The sequence below is a fragment of the Ruegeria sp. AJ12 genome (assembly GCF_056536245.1).
In genome coordinates this window covers 3,106,938-3,124,229 of the sequence record NZ_JBQFJJ010000001.1, presented here as the reverse complement: position 1 = coordinate 3,124,229, position 17,292 = coordinate 3,106,938, and the positions used below count along the sequence as shown (strand labels likewise).

General features: G+C 58.2%; 16 protein-coding genes. 7 read left to right on the top strand and 9 right to left on the bottom strand.

Annotated features, from left to right (window positions below):
• Window positions 1–204 precede the first annotated feature (204 nt).
• The gene (locus ACR3E0_RS15550) at window positions 205–792 is read left to right on the top strand and encodes a uracil-DNA glycosylase family protein (RefSeq protein WP_480479713.1); all 588 of its coding nucleotides are present in this window, start codon (window positions 205–207) and stop codon (window positions 790–792) included.
• Window positions 785–1,573 (top strand): SseB family protein, encoded by a 789-nt coding sequence (locus ACR3E0_RS15545; protein WP_480479712.1) that lies wholly within the window; start codon window positions 785–787, stop codon window positions 1,571–1,573. Before ACR3E0_RS15550 ends, ACR3E0_RS15545 begins: the two co-directional genes overlap by 8 nt.
• 68 nt (window positions 1,574–1,641) lie before the next feature.
• Here the strand turns inward: ACR3E0_RS15545 and yghU are convergent, their stop codons facing one another.
• A complete protein-coding gene (gene yghU, locus ACR3E0_RS15540) occupies window positions 1,642–2,520 on the bottom strand; it encodes a glutathione-dependent disulfide-bond oxidoreductase (protein ID WP_480479711.1) in 879 nt (292 codons plus the stop codon).
• Between the two features lie 246 nt (window positions 2,521–2,766).
• Here yghU and ACR3E0_RS15535 point away from each other — a divergent pair, with 246 nt between their 5' ends.
• On the top strand, window positions 2,767–3,285 hold the full coding sequence (locus tag ACR3E0_RS15535) for a YHS domain-containing (seleno)protein (protein ID WP_480479710.1): 519 nt from the start codon (window positions 2,767–2,769) through the stop codon (window positions 3,283–3,285).
• Window positions 3,286–3,339: 54 nt separating this feature from the next.
• Here the strand turns inward: ACR3E0_RS15535 and ACR3E0_RS15530 are convergent, their stop codons facing one another.
• Both ACR3E0_RS15530 and metF read right to left on the bottom strand, forming a co-directional pair.
• Window positions 3,340–4,008, bottom strand: a complete 669-nt coding sequence (locus ACR3E0_RS15530) for a J domain-containing protein (RefSeq protein WP_480479709.1) — start codon at window positions 4,006–4,008, stop codon at window positions 3,340–3,342.
• A gap of 230 nt (window positions 4,009–4,238) precedes the next feature.
• On the bottom strand, window positions 4,239–5,105 hold the full coding sequence (metF, locus tag ACR3E0_RS15525; protein ID WP_480479708.1) for a methylenetetrahydrofolate reductase [NAD(P)H]: 867 nt from the start codon (window positions 5,103–5,105) through the stop codon (window positions 4,239–4,241).
• A 94-nt stretch (window positions 5,106–5,199) separates the two neighbouring features.
• On the opposite strand from metF, the gene ACR3E0_RS15520 reads away from it, so the two are divergent.
• Both ACR3E0_RS15520 and ACR3E0_RS15515 read left to right on the top strand, forming a co-directional pair.
• Window positions 5,200–6,105 carry a LysR family transcriptional regulator gene (locus tag ACR3E0_RS15520; RefSeq protein ID WP_480479707.1) on the top strand — a complete coding sequence of 302 codons (906 nt, stop codon included), beginning with the start codon at window positions 5,200–5,202 and terminating at the stop codon, window positions 6,103–6,105.
• Between the two features lie 108 nt (window positions 6,106–6,213).
• A complete protein-coding gene (locus ACR3E0_RS15515; protein WP_480479706.1) occupies window positions 6,214–6,999 on the top strand; it encodes an inositol monophosphatase family protein in 786 nt (261 codons plus the stop codon).
• 24 nt (window positions 7,000–7,023) lie between these two features.
• Here the strand turns inward: ACR3E0_RS15515 and ACR3E0_RS15510 are convergent, their stop codons facing one another.
• The gene (locus ACR3E0_RS15510) at window positions 7,024–7,767 is read right to left on the bottom strand and encodes a rhomboid family intramembrane serine protease (protein WP_480479705.1); all 744 of its coding nucleotides are present in this window, start codon (window positions 7,765–7,767) and stop codon (window positions 7,024–7,026) included.
• Window positions 7,768–7,808: 41 nt separating this feature from the next.
• Entirely contained in the window at window positions 7,809–11,207 is a 3,399-nt protein-coding gene (gene putA / locus ACR3E0_RS15505) for a bifunctional proline dehydrogenase/L-glutamate gamma-semialdehyde dehydrogenase PutA (protein ID WP_480479704.1), read from the bottom strand.
• A gap of 103 nt (window positions 11,208–11,310) precedes the next feature.
• Here putA and ACR3E0_RS15500 point away from each other — a divergent pair, with 103 nt between their 5' ends.
• Both ACR3E0_RS15500 and ACR3E0_RS15495 read left to right on the top strand, forming a co-directional pair.
• Window positions 11,311–11,799, top strand: a complete 489-nt coding sequence (locus tag ACR3E0_RS15500) for an Lrp/AsnC family transcriptional regulator (RefSeq protein WP_480479703.1) — start codon at window positions 11,311–11,313, stop codon at window positions 11,797–11,799.
• 30 nt (window positions 11,800–11,829) lie between these two features.
• Window positions 11,830–12,396: a tetratricopeptide repeat protein gene (locus ACR3E0_RS15495; protein WP_480479702.1), complete on the top strand. Its 567-nt coding sequence runs from the start codon at window positions 11,830–11,832 to the stop codon at window positions 12,394–12,396.
• Between the two features lie 121 nt (window positions 12,397–12,517).
• On the opposite strand, the gene ACR3E0_RS15490 is transcribed toward ACR3E0_RS15495, so the two are convergent.
• Genes ACR3E0_RS15490 through ACR3E0_RS15475 form a run of 4 tightly spaced genes read right to left on the bottom strand, consistent with a single transcriptional unit; the run spans window position 12,518 to window position 17,281 of the window.
• Entirely contained in the window at window positions 12,518–13,585 is a 1,068-nt protein-coding gene (locus ACR3E0_RS15490) for an ABC transporter ATP-binding protein (RefSeq protein WP_480479701.1), read from the bottom strand.
• The gene (locus tag ACR3E0_RS15485; protein WP_480479700.1) at window positions 13,585–14,832 is read right to left on the bottom strand and encodes an MGH1-like glycoside hydrolase domain-containing protein; all 1,248 of its coding nucleotides are present in this window, start codon (window positions 14,830–14,832) and stop codon (window positions 13,585–13,587) included. Before ACR3E0_RS15485 ends, ACR3E0_RS15490 begins: the two co-directional genes overlap by 1 nt.
• A 5-nt stretch (window positions 14,833–14,837) precedes the next feature.
• Window positions 14,838–16,046: a carbohydrate ABC transporter permease gene (locus tag ACR3E0_RS15480; protein WP_480479699.1), complete on the bottom strand. Its 1,209-nt coding sequence runs from the start codon at window positions 16,044–16,046 to the stop codon at window positions 14,838–14,840.
• A complete protein-coding gene (locus ACR3E0_RS15475) occupies window positions 16,046–17,281 on the bottom strand; it encodes an ABC transporter permease subunit (protein WP_480479698.1) in 1,236 nt (411 codons plus the stop codon). Before ACR3E0_RS15475 ends, ACR3E0_RS15480 begins: the two co-directional genes overlap by 1 nt.
• Window positions 17,282–17,292: the final 11 nt, after the last annotated feature.

The window sequence follows — 17,292 nt, the reverse complement described above, 5'->3', positions numbered from 1 at the left end:
GGTGGCGATGAAACGTAGTCTTTATCGGCCCATGTTGGCCACATTATGTCGAATTATGAAACAAATGATCAATGCATGTCGGAAACCGACCGCCTCGGCTGGTGTTTTCGAGCCGCCGGGGCCGTTGTTTTGAACTTACTAGCGGGATGATTATCTTTGTCTCAGGATGCGGATCGAATTGGATGCAGGAAGGGTTGTGAACAGATGAATAGTTTGGCCCGGGAAATCGCCTCTTGCCGTTTGTGCGCGCCGGAATTTGCGCAAACGGCGACGGCGCATGAACCGCGCCCGGTGGTTTGGTTCCGGCCGGGAACCCCGATCATGATCGCCGGGCAGGCACCGGGTGCGCGCGTGCACGACTCCGGTCAGCCCTTTACGGATCCGTCCGGAGATCGGTTACATGACTGGTTGGGTGTTGATCAGACCGTGTTTTATGACCGTTCACGGGTATCTATCGTGCCGATGGCCTTCTGTTTTCCCGGCTACGATTCTCGAAGCGCGGATTTGCCACCTCCGGCTATTTGCCGACGGACATGGCATGATCGGGTGATGCAGGCGTTGGGGCAGGTTCCGTTGACGGTTCTGGTCGGCGGCTATGCGCACAAGTACCATCTGGGAACGCGGGGGTCTGTGACGGAAACCGTTCGAAACTGGCAGGACCAAGCGCCGCAGGTCTTTGCCTTGCCTCACCCATCTTGGCGCAATACGGCATGGCTGAAGAAAAACCCCTGGTTCGAAGCCGAGCTGTTGCCGGTTCTCCGGGCCAGGGTGCAAGAGGTGCTGAATGACTGAAACCACGGCGCTGGATGCCGCCCATGCTGCCATGCAGGCCGCCTCGCAGGATGACAATGCGAGGTTGAAATTCTTTGAACGTCTGGCGGATAACGAATTGTTTCTGATGCTGACCGAAGAGGCGCGGGGCAACAACATTTCGCCAGAGCTGTTTGATGTGGCGGACGGGCGTTTTGTTCTGGCCTTTGATCGCGAGGACCGGCTGGCGCAATTTGCGGGTCGCCCGGTGCCGTATGTGGCGCTTTCCGGACGTGCCCTGTCCTCCATGCTGGCCGGTCAGGGGATCGGGCTTGGCCTGAACCTGGACGTTGCTTCCTCGTCCATGCTGATTCCCGCCGAAGCGCTGGGTTGGCTGGCAGAAACGCTTCAGCACGGCCCCGAGGAGGTGCAGGAGCGGCTGACGGAGTTCCTGCCACCGTCCGGGTTGCCGGACAGTTTGTTAACCGCTTTGGATGTCAAGCTGGCGTCTGCCGTCGGTTTGGCGCAATCCGCGTTTCTGGTCGCCACAAAGTCACAGGACGGCGCGCCGGGTCACCTTTTGGGTATTGTTGGTGCGGTCGAGGGGGCCGAACCCGCTTTGGCCAAAGCTGCATCGGAGGCGTTGACCTTTTCCGGTGTTGAGGCAGGTGCCATGGATGTTGGGTTCTTCGCACCAGACGATCCAGCCACCGCGCTCTTGGCCAGGGCGGGGTTGCGATTTGACTTGCCCCAGGCAGAAGCCCCTGTTTCGCTGCGCGCGGCACCGGGGAGCGATCCGAGTAAACCGCCGGTCGTCAGGTAGAAAACAGGGGCTCAGGTACACTCACGCCACGAACCTGCGCCGCGTGAGTTTTCGTGCCGTTTCTCGGATTATTCTGCGGCTGCTTCCAACTTGTCCTGCGTGCGGGTCTCAAAATCGCCCGCTTCATGCCGTTCATGCAACTGTGTGTGTGGTTCGCCGAACGCGCGGTTGACCATGCGGCCGCGCTGCACCGCCGGGCGTGCATCAATCGCCTTGGCCCAACGCAGAACGTTCTTGTAGGAGTCGACGTCGAGAAACTCTGCCGCGCTGTAGAGGCGCCCCAGCACGAGCTGCCCGTACCATGGCCAGATCGCCATATCGGCAATGGTGTATTCCTCGCCCGCAATGTAAGTCTTGTCGGCCAGTTCGCGATCCAGAACGTCCAGCTGCCGTTTGGTCTCCATAGCAAAGCGGTTGATCGGATACTCCCATTTTTCGGGCGCGTAGGCGTAGAAATGTCCGAACCCGCCACCCAGATAAGGCGCGCTGCCCATCTGCCAGAACACCCAGTTCATGACCTCTGTGCGTTCTGGACCGGATTTCGGCAGGAAGGCATCAAACTTTTCGGCCAGATGAAACAGGATCGATGCGCTTTCGAAGACGCGGATGGGTTCCTCGCCGGATCTGTCCCACAGAGCCGGGATTTTTGAGTTGGGGTTTGCTCCAACAAATCCCGAGCTGAACTGGTCACCTTCGCCAATATTGATCAGCCAGGCGTTGTATTCGGCACCTTCGTGGCCGAGCGCCAGCAGCTCTTCCAGCATGACGGTCACTTTGACTCCGTTGGGCGTAGCCAGCGAATACAGCTGCATCGGATGGCGACCGACTGGCAAATCCTTATCGTGGGTGGCACCGGCGATGGGTCGGTTGATGTTGGCAAATCGCCCGCCGCTCTCGCTGTCCCAGGTCCAGACCTTCGGGGGGGTGTATGTGGATTGATCGCTCATCTCTTGCCTTTCCTGCCGATTTCGGGGCCGCGCGCCCGAACTTGCTACAGCTAATATTGCAGTTTCCAGAGTCCACCCCCGTTTATCAAAGCGACACTGTAATAAAACCGGTATTCTCCTCACTTTTTCTCGTACGACGTCACAGCGGCGCGAGCAGGACTACGAACCGCCTCAGAATCGAATATTGTCTCGCTCATCCCGCCAAATCGGCGCCCCTGCAATGGATGACACAAGAGGATCTACCACATGAAACGTTTTGCATTGACCTTCGCTGCGGCAATGGCGCTTGCCGTCCCAGCATTCGCTGGCCCGCAATATGTGGACGGCACTGGTTTTGCCGTGTCTGGATATGACGTTGTTGCGTATCGCAGCCTCGATCAGGTCCCGGTCGGTCAGTCGCAGCCCGAAGGTGTGCGCGGTAAGGCCGACATTACCGCCGAATACAACGGCGCCACTTGGGCATTTGCGAGCGAGGAAAACCGCGACAAGTTCCTGGAAAACCCGGCCTTCTATGCGCCCCAATATGACGGTCATTGCGCGTATGGTGTCTCCAAGGGCGGCAAAGTGCCTGCAAATCCGAACCTGTGGCGCATTGTCGATGACAAGTTGTATCTGAACATCACAGATGTGGTTGTAGGGTTCTGGGAAGAAGATGTGCCGGGCAACATCAACCTGGCAGAAGGCAACTGGCCCGGCATCGAACCTGCAGGCGCGTCGACCAGTGTTATCCCGAAGTTTACCTCGGAAGGTCCGGTCGCCAACTAACGATGGAGTGACCAGCCAAAGCCCGGCTTGAAAATGCCGGGCTTTTTCGTTTGATCAGCTTGCCAGCCAGAATTCGTCTCGGATGTCCGGAGTGGACTCAAACCGGATCCGGACGCTTTTGGCACCGGGGAACTTGCGCGCACAGATCGTTTCGGGGATCACGACCTCACCGGGGCCTGCGCCCTTGGACTGAAAGCTCAAGACCTCGGTTTCCGTGTGGCGCGCATGCGTCAGCACAGACGTGGGCAAGGCAACCCGGTTGGCGCCTTCACATACCGGCGTCGGCACAAAATATGTCAGGTGGCGTCCAAAAAAACCCACCGCATCCGGGACGTGATCGGACGCGGGGCCGTTTGATGTGCTTGGATCTGAGTCTTGCGCGCGTGACATATCCGAAAGCGCCCGGTCCGGATTCAACCGGTCCTTGCATGTCGCGATGGCGTCTTGAGGAAACTCGATGACCCGCTTTTTTAGCCTTGGCCGCCGAGGCATGCGCGCGTCTGTACCGGCCGCGCCTTTTGCAACCAGACCTTCCTTGCGCAAAAAGTCATAGGCGGCCTTGGCTTGGGCGAAATCCGCACAGTCACCGCCGGTGTGATCCGGATGACCGTGAAACGCGATATGTCGCCATGCTTCGCGAATATCGTCTGAACCGGCGCACGCGTCCAATCCAAGCGCTGCCAGCGCGTCGGTGCGCGCCCTGATCTTGTCGACAGGCTCCATACCAAAAACACTCTTTAAACTACACGTACCCAGTTTGGCTATGGCTTGGATGTTGTCAAATTTTCCCGAGAATTTCGTTGGTTAGTGAGAACAATTAGGCGCCCGCCTGACAATTGTGTTCCGAAGCAACAGGGTTCGTGCGCAGTATGTGAACAAGGTCACACCTCATGCGGGCGCAAAGAAAACCCGGGCCAGGAATTGGCCCGGGTGAGGGTCGAAGTCCGTCAAGATCAGGCGACGTTCTGCAACTCGGCTTTAGGTGTAATCCCCAGCGCAAAACACACATCACGTGTCAGTTCGGGACGGTTGAGCGTGTAAAAGTGCAGCTTGTCCTCGCCACCTTCGATCAGGTCCGAGCATAATTCGGTGCACAAAGCCGTGGCCAGCAAGTCCTCGCGGTCGTCGCGGATGGCTTTCTCGAAAGCGTTTTCGATCCACGCCGGGATATGCGCGCCACAACGCTGGGCAAACTTGCGTGCGCCTTGCCAGTTCTCGATCGGCAGAATGCCCGGAACAATTGGTTTGTCGATTCCGGCTTTGGCGCAGGCGTCGCGGAAGCGAAAGAACGTTTCGGCCTCAAAGAAAAACTGGGTGATGGCCTCGTCCGCGCCCGCATCCAGTTTGGCCTTGAGCCAGTCGATGTCAGAAGCGGCGTTTCGGGCTTCGGGATGGATATCCGGATAGGCACCCACGCGAATATTGAACTTGCCCGTTTCGGCCAGCGCCGAAATCAATTCAACCGAGTTGGCAAATCCATTGGGGTGCGGTTTGAATTTGGTGTCCCCCTTTGGTGGATCGCCGCGCAAGGCCACGATGTCTTTTACACCCGCCTCCGCAAAGTTGTCAGCAATGGCCAGGGTTTCTTCCCGAGTTGCATCCACGCAGGTAAGATGCGCTGCAACAGGCAATCCGGATGAATTGTGCAGGGTTGAGACAGCGTCCCGCGTCAGTTCGCGTGTTGTGCCGCCAGCCCCATAGGTGACGGAAACAAAGCGGGGTTCCAGCGGCGCCAGTGTCTGAACGGTATCCCACAAACGAAAGGATGCCGCGAGGGTTTTCGGGGGAAAGAATTCAAATGAAATCTCAGGTTTGGTCATAGCGGCCTCATGGGGTCAATTGGGGTACTTGTGCCATGCTGTGCATTGTGAGACAAACTCATATTCTTCAAGAACAACATGAGCGCAGTGAAATATGCATATCGAATTCCGGCATCTGCGGACGATCAAAGCAATCCACGAATGTGGTGGTCTTGCGCGCGCGGCGGACCAGTTGCACATCACGCAATCCGCATTGAGTCATCAGATCAAAGGGCTGGAGGATCAGGCCGGGGTTGAGCTGTTTCTGCGCCGGTCGAAACCCATGAAACTATCCGCTGCCGGTTTGCGGTTGTTGCGCCTGGCCGAGCAGATTTTGCCGCAGGTCGAGGCGGCGCAGCAAGAGTTTTCTTCGCTGCGGGATGGGCGCACCGGCCGGATGCATATCGCTATCGAGTGCCACGCCTGTTTTGAATGGCTTTTCCCGGTGCTCGAGGCGTTTCGGAAGTCCTGGGCGGATGTGGATGTGGACATACGCCCGGGTTTGGCCTTCGACGCCATACCTGCGTTGCAGAAGGAAGAGGTCGATCTGGTGGTCTCGTCAGACCCCGAGGATCTGCCCGGTGTCGAATTTGTTGAACTGTTCGACTACAACGCCGTCTTTGTAGCAGCGTCTTCCCACCCTCTGGCCGAAAAGGACTACGTTGAGGCCGAGGATTTTCGAGGTCAGACTTTGATCACCTATCCGGTTGAGCGCACCCGGCTGGATGTGTTTAGCCAGTTGCTGATCCCGGCCCGGGTCGAACCGGCAGTGATCCGGCAAGTGGAACTGACGGCCGTCATTTTGCTGCTTGTGGCGTCAAACCGGGGGATTTCGGTCCTGCCGGACTGGGTTGTTCGCGAGGTCAAATACAATTCGGACTACGTCACCCGACCGCTGACCAATGAAGGCGTTACAAGACGCCTTTACGCAGCCGTGCGGACGGATGATCTGGAAAAACCCTTCGTTCAGGAACTGGTGAAACTGGCGCGGAACGAAGCGCGGCGGCTGCAGGCACAATAGGCGAGATACACGGCGCTCAGGTAAGGGCGGGTATGCATATCATTCCTCTTGGCAAGCCTGAGAAGCACCAGTATACGCGCGGTTTGACCGGACAGGAGCCTCAGGACAATGGTTGGCAGTGCAAATCTCAACATCATGATCAAAGCCGCGCGCAAAGCAGGGCGGTCTCTGGTCAAGGATTTTCGTGAGGTCGAAAACCTGCAAGTGTCGGTGAAAGGTGCCGGGGATTTTGTGTCCAAGGCCGATATCGCCGCCGAAGCCATCCTGAAAGAAGAACTGCTGGGCGCGCGTCCGACCTATGGCTGGCTTGCCGAAGAGGGCGGTGCAATCGCTGGTGAAGACCCGACGCGGCGCTGGATTGTAGATCCGCTGGATGGCACCACGAATTTTTTGCATGGCCTGCCGCACTGGGCTGTTTCCATCGCACTGGAACACAAAGGCAAAATCGTTGCTGGTGTGATCTATGATGCCGCCAAGGATGAGATGTTCTTTGCCGAAAAGGGCGAGGGCGCATGGATGAACGACATGCGCATCCGCGTCTCGGGCCGCCATCGCATGATCGAGTCGATCTTTTCCACGGGCCTGCCTTTTGGGGGGCGGTCCGATTTGCCGGAAACCCTGCAGGACCTTGCGCGACTCATGCCGGTGTGCGCGGGCGTTCGTCGCTGGGGGGCCGCTGCGCTGGATATGGCGTATGTCGCAGCGGGCCGGTACGAAGGATTCTGGGAACGTCGTCTGAACGCGTGGGACCTGGCGGCGGGGATCATCATCGTCAAGGAGGCCGGTGGCCTCATCCAGCCCTTGAATCCTGAAGGCAGTATTCTGGAAGACGGTGAAGTCCTTTGCGCGAATGAGCCGATTTTTGACACCTTTGCCAAAGTGATCCGGGACTAGCACCGGTCAGCCTTGGAAAAAGGCTTACCTGCGCGGGACTCGTGGAATGCGCGAGCGTGACAACCTGTATTTGGTCTCGGGGTGAGGCGGGTGACCGTGTGTGCGGCTCCAGAACCCGGTTCCACCGCGTTTCAGCCATAATGGAATGCACAGAGCCAAGCCGACAAAGAACCCACCGGTATGGGCCCAATAGGCAACGCCGCCTTCGTCCGGATTGACGGACAGACTGCCCAGAAACTGCATGCCCAACCAGACGCCAAGCATCACGAACGCGGGTATGGTGAACACCCGGAAGTAAACGATCAGGATCAGCAAAATGTCGACGCGTGCCTTGGGAAACAGCAAGAGATAGCCGCCCATGACACCGGCAATGGCCCCGGACGCGCCAATCGTCGGCACCACCGACTCCGGTGCGGTGACAACATGGATCACGCCTGCGCCAATGCCCGCGACAAGATAGAAGATGAGAAACGGCAGGTGACCCATTTCATCTTCAAGATTGTCTCCGAATATCCACAAAAACAGCATGTTACCAGCCAGATGCATCCAGCCGCCATGCAGGAACATTGACGTCAAGAAAGTCTCGTAGGAAAATCCGTCGGTGATCCGTGCTGGAATGATCGCATAGTCAAAATAAAACCGGTTGATCAACGGTGCGTCATTCATGATCCCGACATAGCTGAGAAAGATCAGGATATTTGCGGCCATCAGGGCGTAAACGACATAGGGCGTGCGCCCCGAAGGGTTGTGATCTCGAATAGGAAACATGGCGCGACGCTGGGCTTTTCCCGGCCCAGCGTCAAGTCAGGTTATGCCATACCACCCAGCAACGCCGCGTTACCGCCCGCAGCCGTGGTATCCACGCAAACGTGCCGCTCGCCCAGAACCCGTGTTCGATCGGGATTTCCGGGTATCAGTGGCAGGATTGGCCCATCTCTTTGCGCCAGATGTCGCTCAATCTGACGGGCGGTGTCGTCATCTCCCCACCACAGGACGCCCGAGAAGCCTGTCAGGTTCTCAAGCCGGTGAAGATCCAGCATACCCGTCATTTCGATTGCGGTTCCGCCAAGCGACATCACCGCTTCGGCTTGTGCGCGGGCCGCAGTTGCGCCGGGCCCCATGCATAGCAAAGGTGCTCGGGCAAACTCGCTCAACCGGTTCGATTCTCCGGTGGGTCCGGGTAAGGACCGTGTCGTGACCGGGGCAGGTTGTCCCTGCGGTGCCGACAGGTTCGCGGCCCCGGACCACGCATCATGTGCTGCCTGGCGGTCCGGTTCGCAGAACCGAGACAAATAGTTCGGGCCACCGGCCTTTGGTCCGGTGCCGGAAAGACCCTCGCCTCCGAAGGGCTGGGACCCCACGATGGCGCCGATCTGATTTCGGTTCACGTAGATGTTGCCCGCATGAATCGCCTCGGTCACGTGCTGCACACGGTCGTCGATCCGTGTGTGCAGACCAAAGGTCAGGCCATAGCCGGTCGCGTTGATATTCGCGATCACATTGTCGATGTCCTGGGCCTTGAACCGCGCGACATGCAGGACGGGTCCGAAGATTTCGCGGCCCAACGCCGCGATTCCGGGAATCTCGATCAGCGTCGGGGCAATAAATGTGCCCTGGGACGGTGTATCAAGCTCCTTCAGGACTCTGCCTTCTTCCCTTGCCTTGCTCACATGATCCGCGATTCCCTGGCGCGCCATCGCGTCTATGACGGGTCCGCAGTCGGTCGAAAGCAACCAGGGGTCGCCCACCTGCAGTGCGTCCATTGCGCCCTGCAGCATTGTCAGAACATCCTCGGCAATATCGTTCTGCACGTACAGGCAGCGCAGGGCCGAACAGCGCTGGCCTGCAGATTGAAAGGCGCTTTCGATTATTGATTGCACAGCTTGCTCGGGCAGGGCGGTACTGTCGACGATCATCGCATTCAACCCGCCGGTCTCGGCAATCAGCGGCGTTCCAGGGCGCAGGTGGTCCGCCATGGCGGTACGGATTTTCTTCGCGGTTGCTGTCGATCCGGTGAACGCTACACCCGACACACGCGCATCTGATGTCAATGCTGCGCCCACCATCGGTCCGCCCGGCAGCAGTTGCAGTGCCTCGCGGGGCACTCCGGCCTCGTGCAGGAGTTGGACGGCGCGGTGCGCAATCAGTGGGGTTTGCGGGGCCGGTTTGGCCAGAACCGCGTTCCCCGTAGCCAGCGCCGCCGATATCTGGCCTGTGAAGATCGCCAGTGGAAAGTTCCACGGGCTTATGCAGGTAAAGACGCCTGCCGACTTGGCAGCGGGAATGTTCGCCGCGTAATACCGCAGGAAATCAACAGCCTCGCGCAATTCAGCAACCGCGTCCGGCACAGATTTGCCGGCTTCACGCGCAAGCAAGGCGAAAATCTCACCATAATGAGTTTCATAGAGATCGGCCGCCCGGTTGAGAATGCGCGCCCGTTCCGTGGCTTTCGCAGCCCAGGGAAGTGCCGAGGTCAGGGCCAACTCGACATCTTTGGCGCTTGCCGGGGCAACCGAACCCGGCGTGTCCTGCGGATTGGCCGGGTTGATGATCGGTTCTTCGGCATCCGGTTCAGCCGCATGTGCGAGCAGTGGTTGAGCCGCCCAATGGTGTGTCTGGAAGGTGCCCCGCTCGGCATCAATTGTGTCCAGGGTCGGCGTGTGCTGAAGGTCGAACCCTTTCGAATTGGGGCGCTCTGGCTGAAACAGATCTGGCCCGGTCAGCAGCGGGGCAGACGGGGTCTCAAGCAGACCAAAGGGATCCGCTGCAACCACTTCGGGCGGTACGTTTTCGTCAACGATCTGGTTCACGAAAGACGAGTTGGCACCGTTTTCCAGCAGACGCCGCACCAGATAGGCCAGCAGGTCGCGGTGTGCGCCCACCGGCGCATAAATGCGGCAGCGCGCATTGTGCTTGTCCATCACGAGTTGATGCAACGTTTCTCCCATGCCGTGCAGGCGCTGGAATTCAAACGGTTGATCATCAGCCATATGCAGAATGGCGCTGACCGTGTGTGCGTTATGCGTGGCAAACTGAGGATAGATCCGGTCCGTCATGCCAAGCAGCTTGCTGGCATTTGCTATGTACGACACATCGGTGGCCGCCTTCTGCGTGAAAACCGGAAATCCGTCGACGCCTTCGACCTGCGCCCGCTTGATCTCGGTGTCCCAATAGGCGCCCTTGACCAGCCGTACCATCAGCTTTCGATCATTCCGTTGGGCCATGTCGTATAGCGTGTCCAGAACCAGCCCTGCGCGCGGGCCATAGGCCTGCACGACAATACCGAAGCCGTCCCACCCGGCCAGTGCCGGCTCTGCCAGCACGGCTTCGATCACATCGAGTGACAGCGACAGCCGGTCCGCTTCTTCCGCATCCACGTTCAGGCCCATTCCAGCGGCCTTGGCCAGCAGCGCCAGAGCCCTCAGGCGCGGAACCAGTTCGTCCATGACGCGCTTTTCCTGCGCCAGTTCATAGCGTGGGTGCAGGGCCGAGAGTTTCACGGATATCCCGGGGTTGGCGCGGATGTCGTCCTGGGTGCAGGCCTCGGCAATGGCTGCAATTGCCCGCGAGTAGGACAGATGATAGCGCGCGGCGTCCGTTTCTGTCCGTGCGGCTTCTCCCAGCATGTCGTAGGAGTAGGTATAGCCTTTGGCCTCCATGGCGCTGGCGCGGGACATGGCGGACTGGATCGTTTCCCCCAGCACAAATTGACGCCCCATTTCTTTCATCGCGCGACCGACCGCAGTGCGGATCACAGGTTCGCCCAATCGTTTGATCGCGCCACGCAATGCACCCACCGGCGAAGTGTTCCCGTCGTCCAGTACCTTGCCTGTCAGCATCAGGGCCCAGGTCGATGCGTTTACCAGCGAAGAGGATGACTGCCCCAGGTGTTTTCCCCAGTCAGATGGGGCGATCTTGTCCTCGATCAGGGCGTCAATCGTGTCAGCATCCGGTACACGCAACAGCGCCTCGGCCAGACACATCAGCGCAATGCCTTCATCGGTGGACAGCCCATACTCCGCCAGAAAGACTTCCATAAGCCCGGGCGACGTGCTTGACCGAATGTCTCGCACAAGCTGTGCAGCGGCATCACAAATGGCGGCGCGATCCGGTTTCGACAAATCCACCTGTTGGATCAGTGTGTCCAAAATTTCGGACTGGTCGGCATAGGTTTGTGAGTCGATCAGGGTGCGCAGGCTGTGTGGCATGATTTCTCCGGGCTTTTTTATCAGTCTAGCCACAATTTCTCGGGACAGTGGACCAAATTTGGGTGTATTGCAGATCAACCGCCTAAAAATCGAAGGGTAAGTGATGCAAAACGCCTCTCTTGATCTGGACCGATTTGACCGGTCAATCCTGACGGTCCTTGCGGAAGACGGCCGCATATCTGTTGCGGATCTCGCTCGGAAAATCGGGCTGTCCAAATCCCCGACACAGGCGCGCCTCAAACGCCTGGAAGCGGATGGGGTGATTACCGGGTACCGGGCGATGCTGGATCCGATCCGTCTGGGGCTGGACCACGTGGCCTTTGTTGAAGTTCGATTGACGGATACGCGGGAAAAGGCCCTGACAGAATTCAATGCGGCGGTTCGCAGAATTGCCGAGATCGAACAGGCCCATATGATTGCTTCGAATTTCGATTATCTGCTCAAGGTGCGAACAGGATCGATGTCGGAATACCGCGCTGTTTTGGCAGAGAAAATTTCATCTCTTCCGCATGTGGCCAACACGTCGACTTTTGTGGCCATGGAAGCGGTCAAAGAAGTTGGGATGCTGGGCAGGCTCGAGCCGACCGGTTGACGTGCCCGGCCTGAGCGTCATCATTGGGATATGAGGCGGACATACTTTGCCATACCTGCACTAATTGCGTTGTCTGCGGCAGCTGATGCACAGACATGCCCAACTGCTCCGGATCATACAGATAGCGTTGAGGCGCTGATCGCTCAGGTACAACAGGCCGAGTCGCAAACCGATGCCCGCGTCATTTCCAATCAGATGTGGGAGTTCTGGACGGATGCACCCGATGCGAAATCCCAAACACTGCTGGATCGAGGAATGGCACGGCGGGAAGCATGGGACCTGATCGGTGCGCTAGACGAACTCAACCAACTGGTCTCTTACTGTCCGAACTATGCGGAAGGTTTTAACCAGAGGGCATTTGTCAACTATCTGAGGCAGGATTTCGCAGCTGCGCTGCAAGATCTCGACATGGCGCTGGCGTTGTCACCGAACCACGTTGCAGCCTTGAGCGGCCGTGCATTGTCTTTGCTGGGCCTGAAGCGTTTCGATGAAGCACGGTCCACACTTTTGGCCGCGCTTGAACTGAATCCATGGCTGTCCGAACGCGCTCTGTTGCAGCCCGGCGGCGCATTGGAGCCACCCGGAGAAGATATTTGAGCACAACTTTGCAATTCTCCCAGCGTGCTGATTGGGTTAACTCACCGGCTTCTGATATGCGCCCTGTCAGACCGATCAGTTCGTTCGACCCACAGGTCTTTATAGAAAGCGGCGGTTAGGCCTAGGCAGGCTCTGCCGCCCCCAAAATGGCCTGCCCGTCCGCGTCGAAGAAATGCAGCTTTTCTTGCGGGAAGTGAAGGCCGATGCGTGCTCCGGCCTTCAAATCGGTGTCCCCGTTCAAGCGCACGGTGACTTTATCCTCCAAGCCGCAGTCAACGATCAGGAAGGTGTCGGCGCCGAGGTATTCAATGACCTCGACGACGCCGTCTGTTTGTCCTTCACCAGATTGGACAACTTCGATGTGCTCGGGACGAATGCCCAGTTTTGTCGCGCCTCCGGACCGGTCAAACGACCCGCTTCTTCCCTTTTCAAGGTGATACAGCCCCTTCTGGGTCGAACATGGCAGAATATTCATTTTGGGGCTGCCGATGAATTGCGCGACAAACAGGTTGGCGGGGCGCTCGTACAGATGGCGCGGTGTACCGACCTGCGCGATCTTTCCGAACTCCAGAACAACAATGCGATCCGCAAGCGTCATTGCCTCAACCTGATCGTGCGTCACGTAGATCATTGTTCGCTTGAGGTTCTGATGTAGTTTCGCGATCTCATAGCGCATCTCGACCCGGAGGGCAGCATCAAGGTTCGAAAGCGGCTCGTCGAACAAAAATGCAGTTGGGTCGCGCACAATCGACCGGCCAATCGCAACACGCTGGCGTTGCCCGCCCGACAGGTCCTTGGGGCGCCGTTCAAGAAACGGGCCCAGTTTCAGAACTTCGGCCGCTTTACCAACCTGTACGTCAATCTCGGATTTCTGAACTCCGGCGACCTTCAGCGAAAACCCCATGTTCTCGGCCACGGTCAGATGGGGGTAGAGCGCATAGGACTGAAACACCATGGTCAGCCCCCGTTTGGACGGCGGATGATCCGTCACGTCGGTGTCGTTGATCAAAAGCGATCCGCGCGAGATATCTTCGAGCCCGCCAATCATACGCAGCAGGGTCGATTTACCACAGCCGGATGGACCGACAAAAACAACGAACTCTCCCTCTTCGATCTTAAGATCTATGCCTTTGATGACCTGAGCGGTGCCATACCATTTTTCGACGGCCTCAAGTTGGATGCTGCCCATTAGTCCCTCCCTGCCCAGTGCAGCCAAACCGCGGCTGTCCAGGTAAATGCGTTCCCGCCGGCCGGGCTGCCGGTTTTTGGATCGAAATATTCGGCGAAGCCGTAGATGGAAATCAGTTCCGCCGTCTTCCGGCGCAACTCTTCGGCTTCTTTCAGATGTCCCATCTCTGCCAACCCAAAGCCGATCAACATGTTCATGAAGGCCCAGGTCGGCCCGCGCCAGTATCGGCGCGCGTCAAAGTTTGGCATGTCAGGGTCGTAGCTGGGGATGGGATGAGGAACCGTTGCCAAGACTGATCGAAGCCGATGCAGCATCTTGTCGGATTCGATACCTGCAAACCAACACAGGTAAGAGGCGTTGGAGACACTGCTGGCCCATTCCCCGGTGCGGGCATCGCGTGAATCGTAGACACCCAGTTCTTCGTTCCAAAGCGATTGAGCTCCGGATTGGAGCCGGGCAATATCGCCGCCCAACCCATCACTCTCCAGACCCAACTGAGTGCCTATGTCCAGAAGGTCCCTCGCGGCGCGTAACGCCGTAAAGGTCATCGTCGGATCCGCGATACGAAACGGGTTTTTCGCCAGAAGAACTTCTTGATCCCAACCCGCTTGCCGACCGATCTGAACAAGCTTGATGTATCTGTCATAGTCGAACTTGGTGGGCCGGTCATCGCTGTTCACATGCCTGATGTCCCGACGCTGATACTCTCCCACGTCAGACGCATCCATTCGCGCCATCGCCTTATCCCAGTCAGGCGCATTGTCGCGCCCGGCCTCCCAGGGATGGGTGGTACAGACGGCATCTTGGTCGTCCAGACGCCATTTGATGATCCAGCGATGCCAGGCGAGCATGGCGGGGAACAAGGCCCGGATGCGCGCGTCACCGGCGGCAGTGTCCCGTTCCCAGATTTTGCGAGCCATCGTTGCGGCAACAGGCGGTTGAATGATCCCCGAGGACGGAATCGGCCCATTGCAACCCCAGACGTCCGGGCCGGGGAAATATCCCTCGTCGGGTTGATGAAACAGGATGTGTGGAACCATCCCGTCATCCCATTGTCCGGAGAACAGCGTTTCGATTTCCGTCCAGGCGCGGTCTATGTCGAACTCGGCAAAACCAAGCGCCGCAATCGCGCTGTCCCAGTTCCACTGATACGGGTACAGCCCTTCGGTCGGGATGGTATAGCCGCCCCGATCATTGGCGATCAGGATGTTTCGCGCTTCGCGGTCAGGGTTCGTTATCTGGTTCATGTCTGTCATCCTTTGACGGACCCCGCAGTCAGGCCCTTGGTCATGAAACGTTCAAGCCCCAGGAAAAGCGCCATGATCGGAACGGTGGCGATCACCGCACCGGCCATCAGGTGCTGACGGGGAATTTCCGAGGAGTTCAGCATCGTGACCCCTCGTGTCAGTGTGAATTTCGATGGATCGTCCAGCAGCATGAAGGCCAGCAGGAACTCGTTCCAGGCGATCATGAAGACATAGAGTGAGACTGAGGCCAGCGCCGGCAGGCTGAGCGGCAGAGTGATCTTCCAGATCACCGAAATCCGCGACAACCCGTCCATCAGGCCGGCCTCCTCGACTTCGGTCGGCAACCCGCGGAAATAGCCTTGCAACATATAAAGCGCGACCGGGATGGTCGTGACCGGATAGATCATGACGATGCCCAGGATCGAGTTGCGCAGGCCAGTCAGGGAAAACGCGATGTAGATCGGCAGTGCCAGAACAATCATTGGCACCATGTAGATCAACAGGATCGAGCGCGAGAATGCCTTTTGCCCTTTGAACCGGAACCGGGCAACCGCATAGGCGCCGGGAACGCTGAATGCCAAGGTGATGAACACTGTCAGGACCGAGACATAAAAGGACGTCCACAGGTAGGTTCCGAAATTGAAGTCACGGAACAGCTCCGTATAGCTGCGGAACAAGGCCATTCCCTGGTCAAGATCGATCGAGAAATCCAGCGGATTTTGCAGCAAAGCCTGTTGGGATTTCAGGCTGGTCATGACCATCACATAGAATGGAATGACGACGATGGCCGTGAAGAAAATGTACCCAAACCCGGTGCAGAACCGGATCACCGCAGCCTCGAACTCGTGGCGCGTCAGCGCGCCAAAATGGGTGTCCTTCAGAATTTCCGCCAACGACACATGCATGACGGCGGCAAGGCCGATGATGGTTATCGCCGTTGCCTGAAGGGAGGTTTCCGGGCCGATCAGAACCGGGCCAAAACCTGTCAGGCAGGACAAGGCCAGCAATGCTGATGCGCCGAGACGGGCAGGGGCATGCCGCGCCAGAAACCGGACATCGACGAATCCGAGTGCGCCGCCCCAGATCAGGCAGAGCAGGATCTGCGGCCGAAACGCAGCGCCGGTTGCGAAGGACATTGTGATGGCGATCGTGGTGGCGATCACCACCAGCCAAAGCGCGCCCAGAACCGGGCCGGTGACAAATCCGTTGCGCATCACAATCCCTCCTCTCGGCTGATGAATCGGAAGAAGATGAAGCTGAAGGCAATCAGGCACACCAGGATCACCACTGCCACAGCGGCGCCCGCGCCGATGTTTGAGATTGCAAATGCCTGTTCATAGACGTTCACGGTCAACGTGCGGGTGCCTGCATTACCGCCCGTGAGCAGGAAGATGTCGTCGAACTTGTTGAAGGTCCAGATAAAACGAAGCAGGAAGAGAACCGACAAGATGCCCAGCAATTGCGGAATGCTCAGCAACCAGAACTTCTGAAACGGCGAGGCTCCATCCATGTCGGCCGCTTCGTACATGCTCGAGTCGATGGATTGCATTCGTGCGAGGATGAACAGGAAGGACAGTGGGAAGTAACGCCAGATTTCGAACACCGTGACCATGATCAGGGCAAGCGGGCGCTCTCCGAAGAAGTTGATCGGGTCGCTGCTCAGCCCCATCTGAACCAGCAAAGCGTTTGCTGAGCCGGAAAAGGGATCAAACAGCGTGACCCAGGTAAAGGCGACCGCGATCACGGGTGCAACGTAGGGAAACAGGTAGAGGCCGCGAATAAAGCCCTGACCGCGAAAGCTTTTGTTCAGCAAAAGTGCAGCAAACAGGCCCATGACAAGGGCGCCGATGGTCCCAAAAACCGTGTAAAACAACGTGACCCACAGAACTCCCCAGAATTCCGATCCGTCAAAAACACGGGCAAAGTTCTCGAAGCTGAACTCAAAATTGGTCAAAATGTTTGGACCGCTTCCGGTGAGGCCGGGTTCCGATCCTTCAACCAACTCTTCGATGGTGTCCTGATCGCCGACTACCGTGACCGGGATACGAACGCGTTCGCGCTGTCCGCCCTCAAGTGTGCCGAAATTGCAGAACAGGTCCTGTCCGTCCAAGTCGCAGGGCGCAGCGATGTCCGCGCTGGGCGTGACCCCATCGGGGAGCGTGTCACTTATTGTGACCCCGGTGATTGCAATGTCCTGGCTGGAGTTGCGCACCCGGTACTCGATCCTCAGATCGTCGCCGGACCCGCGCAGACTTTCGCGCACAACCGGGGCAGGCGGGCGCAAGTCCGACAAGGTGAACGGTTTGAAACTGATCCAGATGATTGCCAGCAAGGGCAGGATCACAACCAGCGATACGCTGATCAGGGTCGGGGCCAGAAGCGCCCATGCCAAACGTGCCTCGCGTTTTGCAAGCGCGCCCGTGCCGGTCGGTGGTAGGGCCGAAGACATGGGGTACCTCG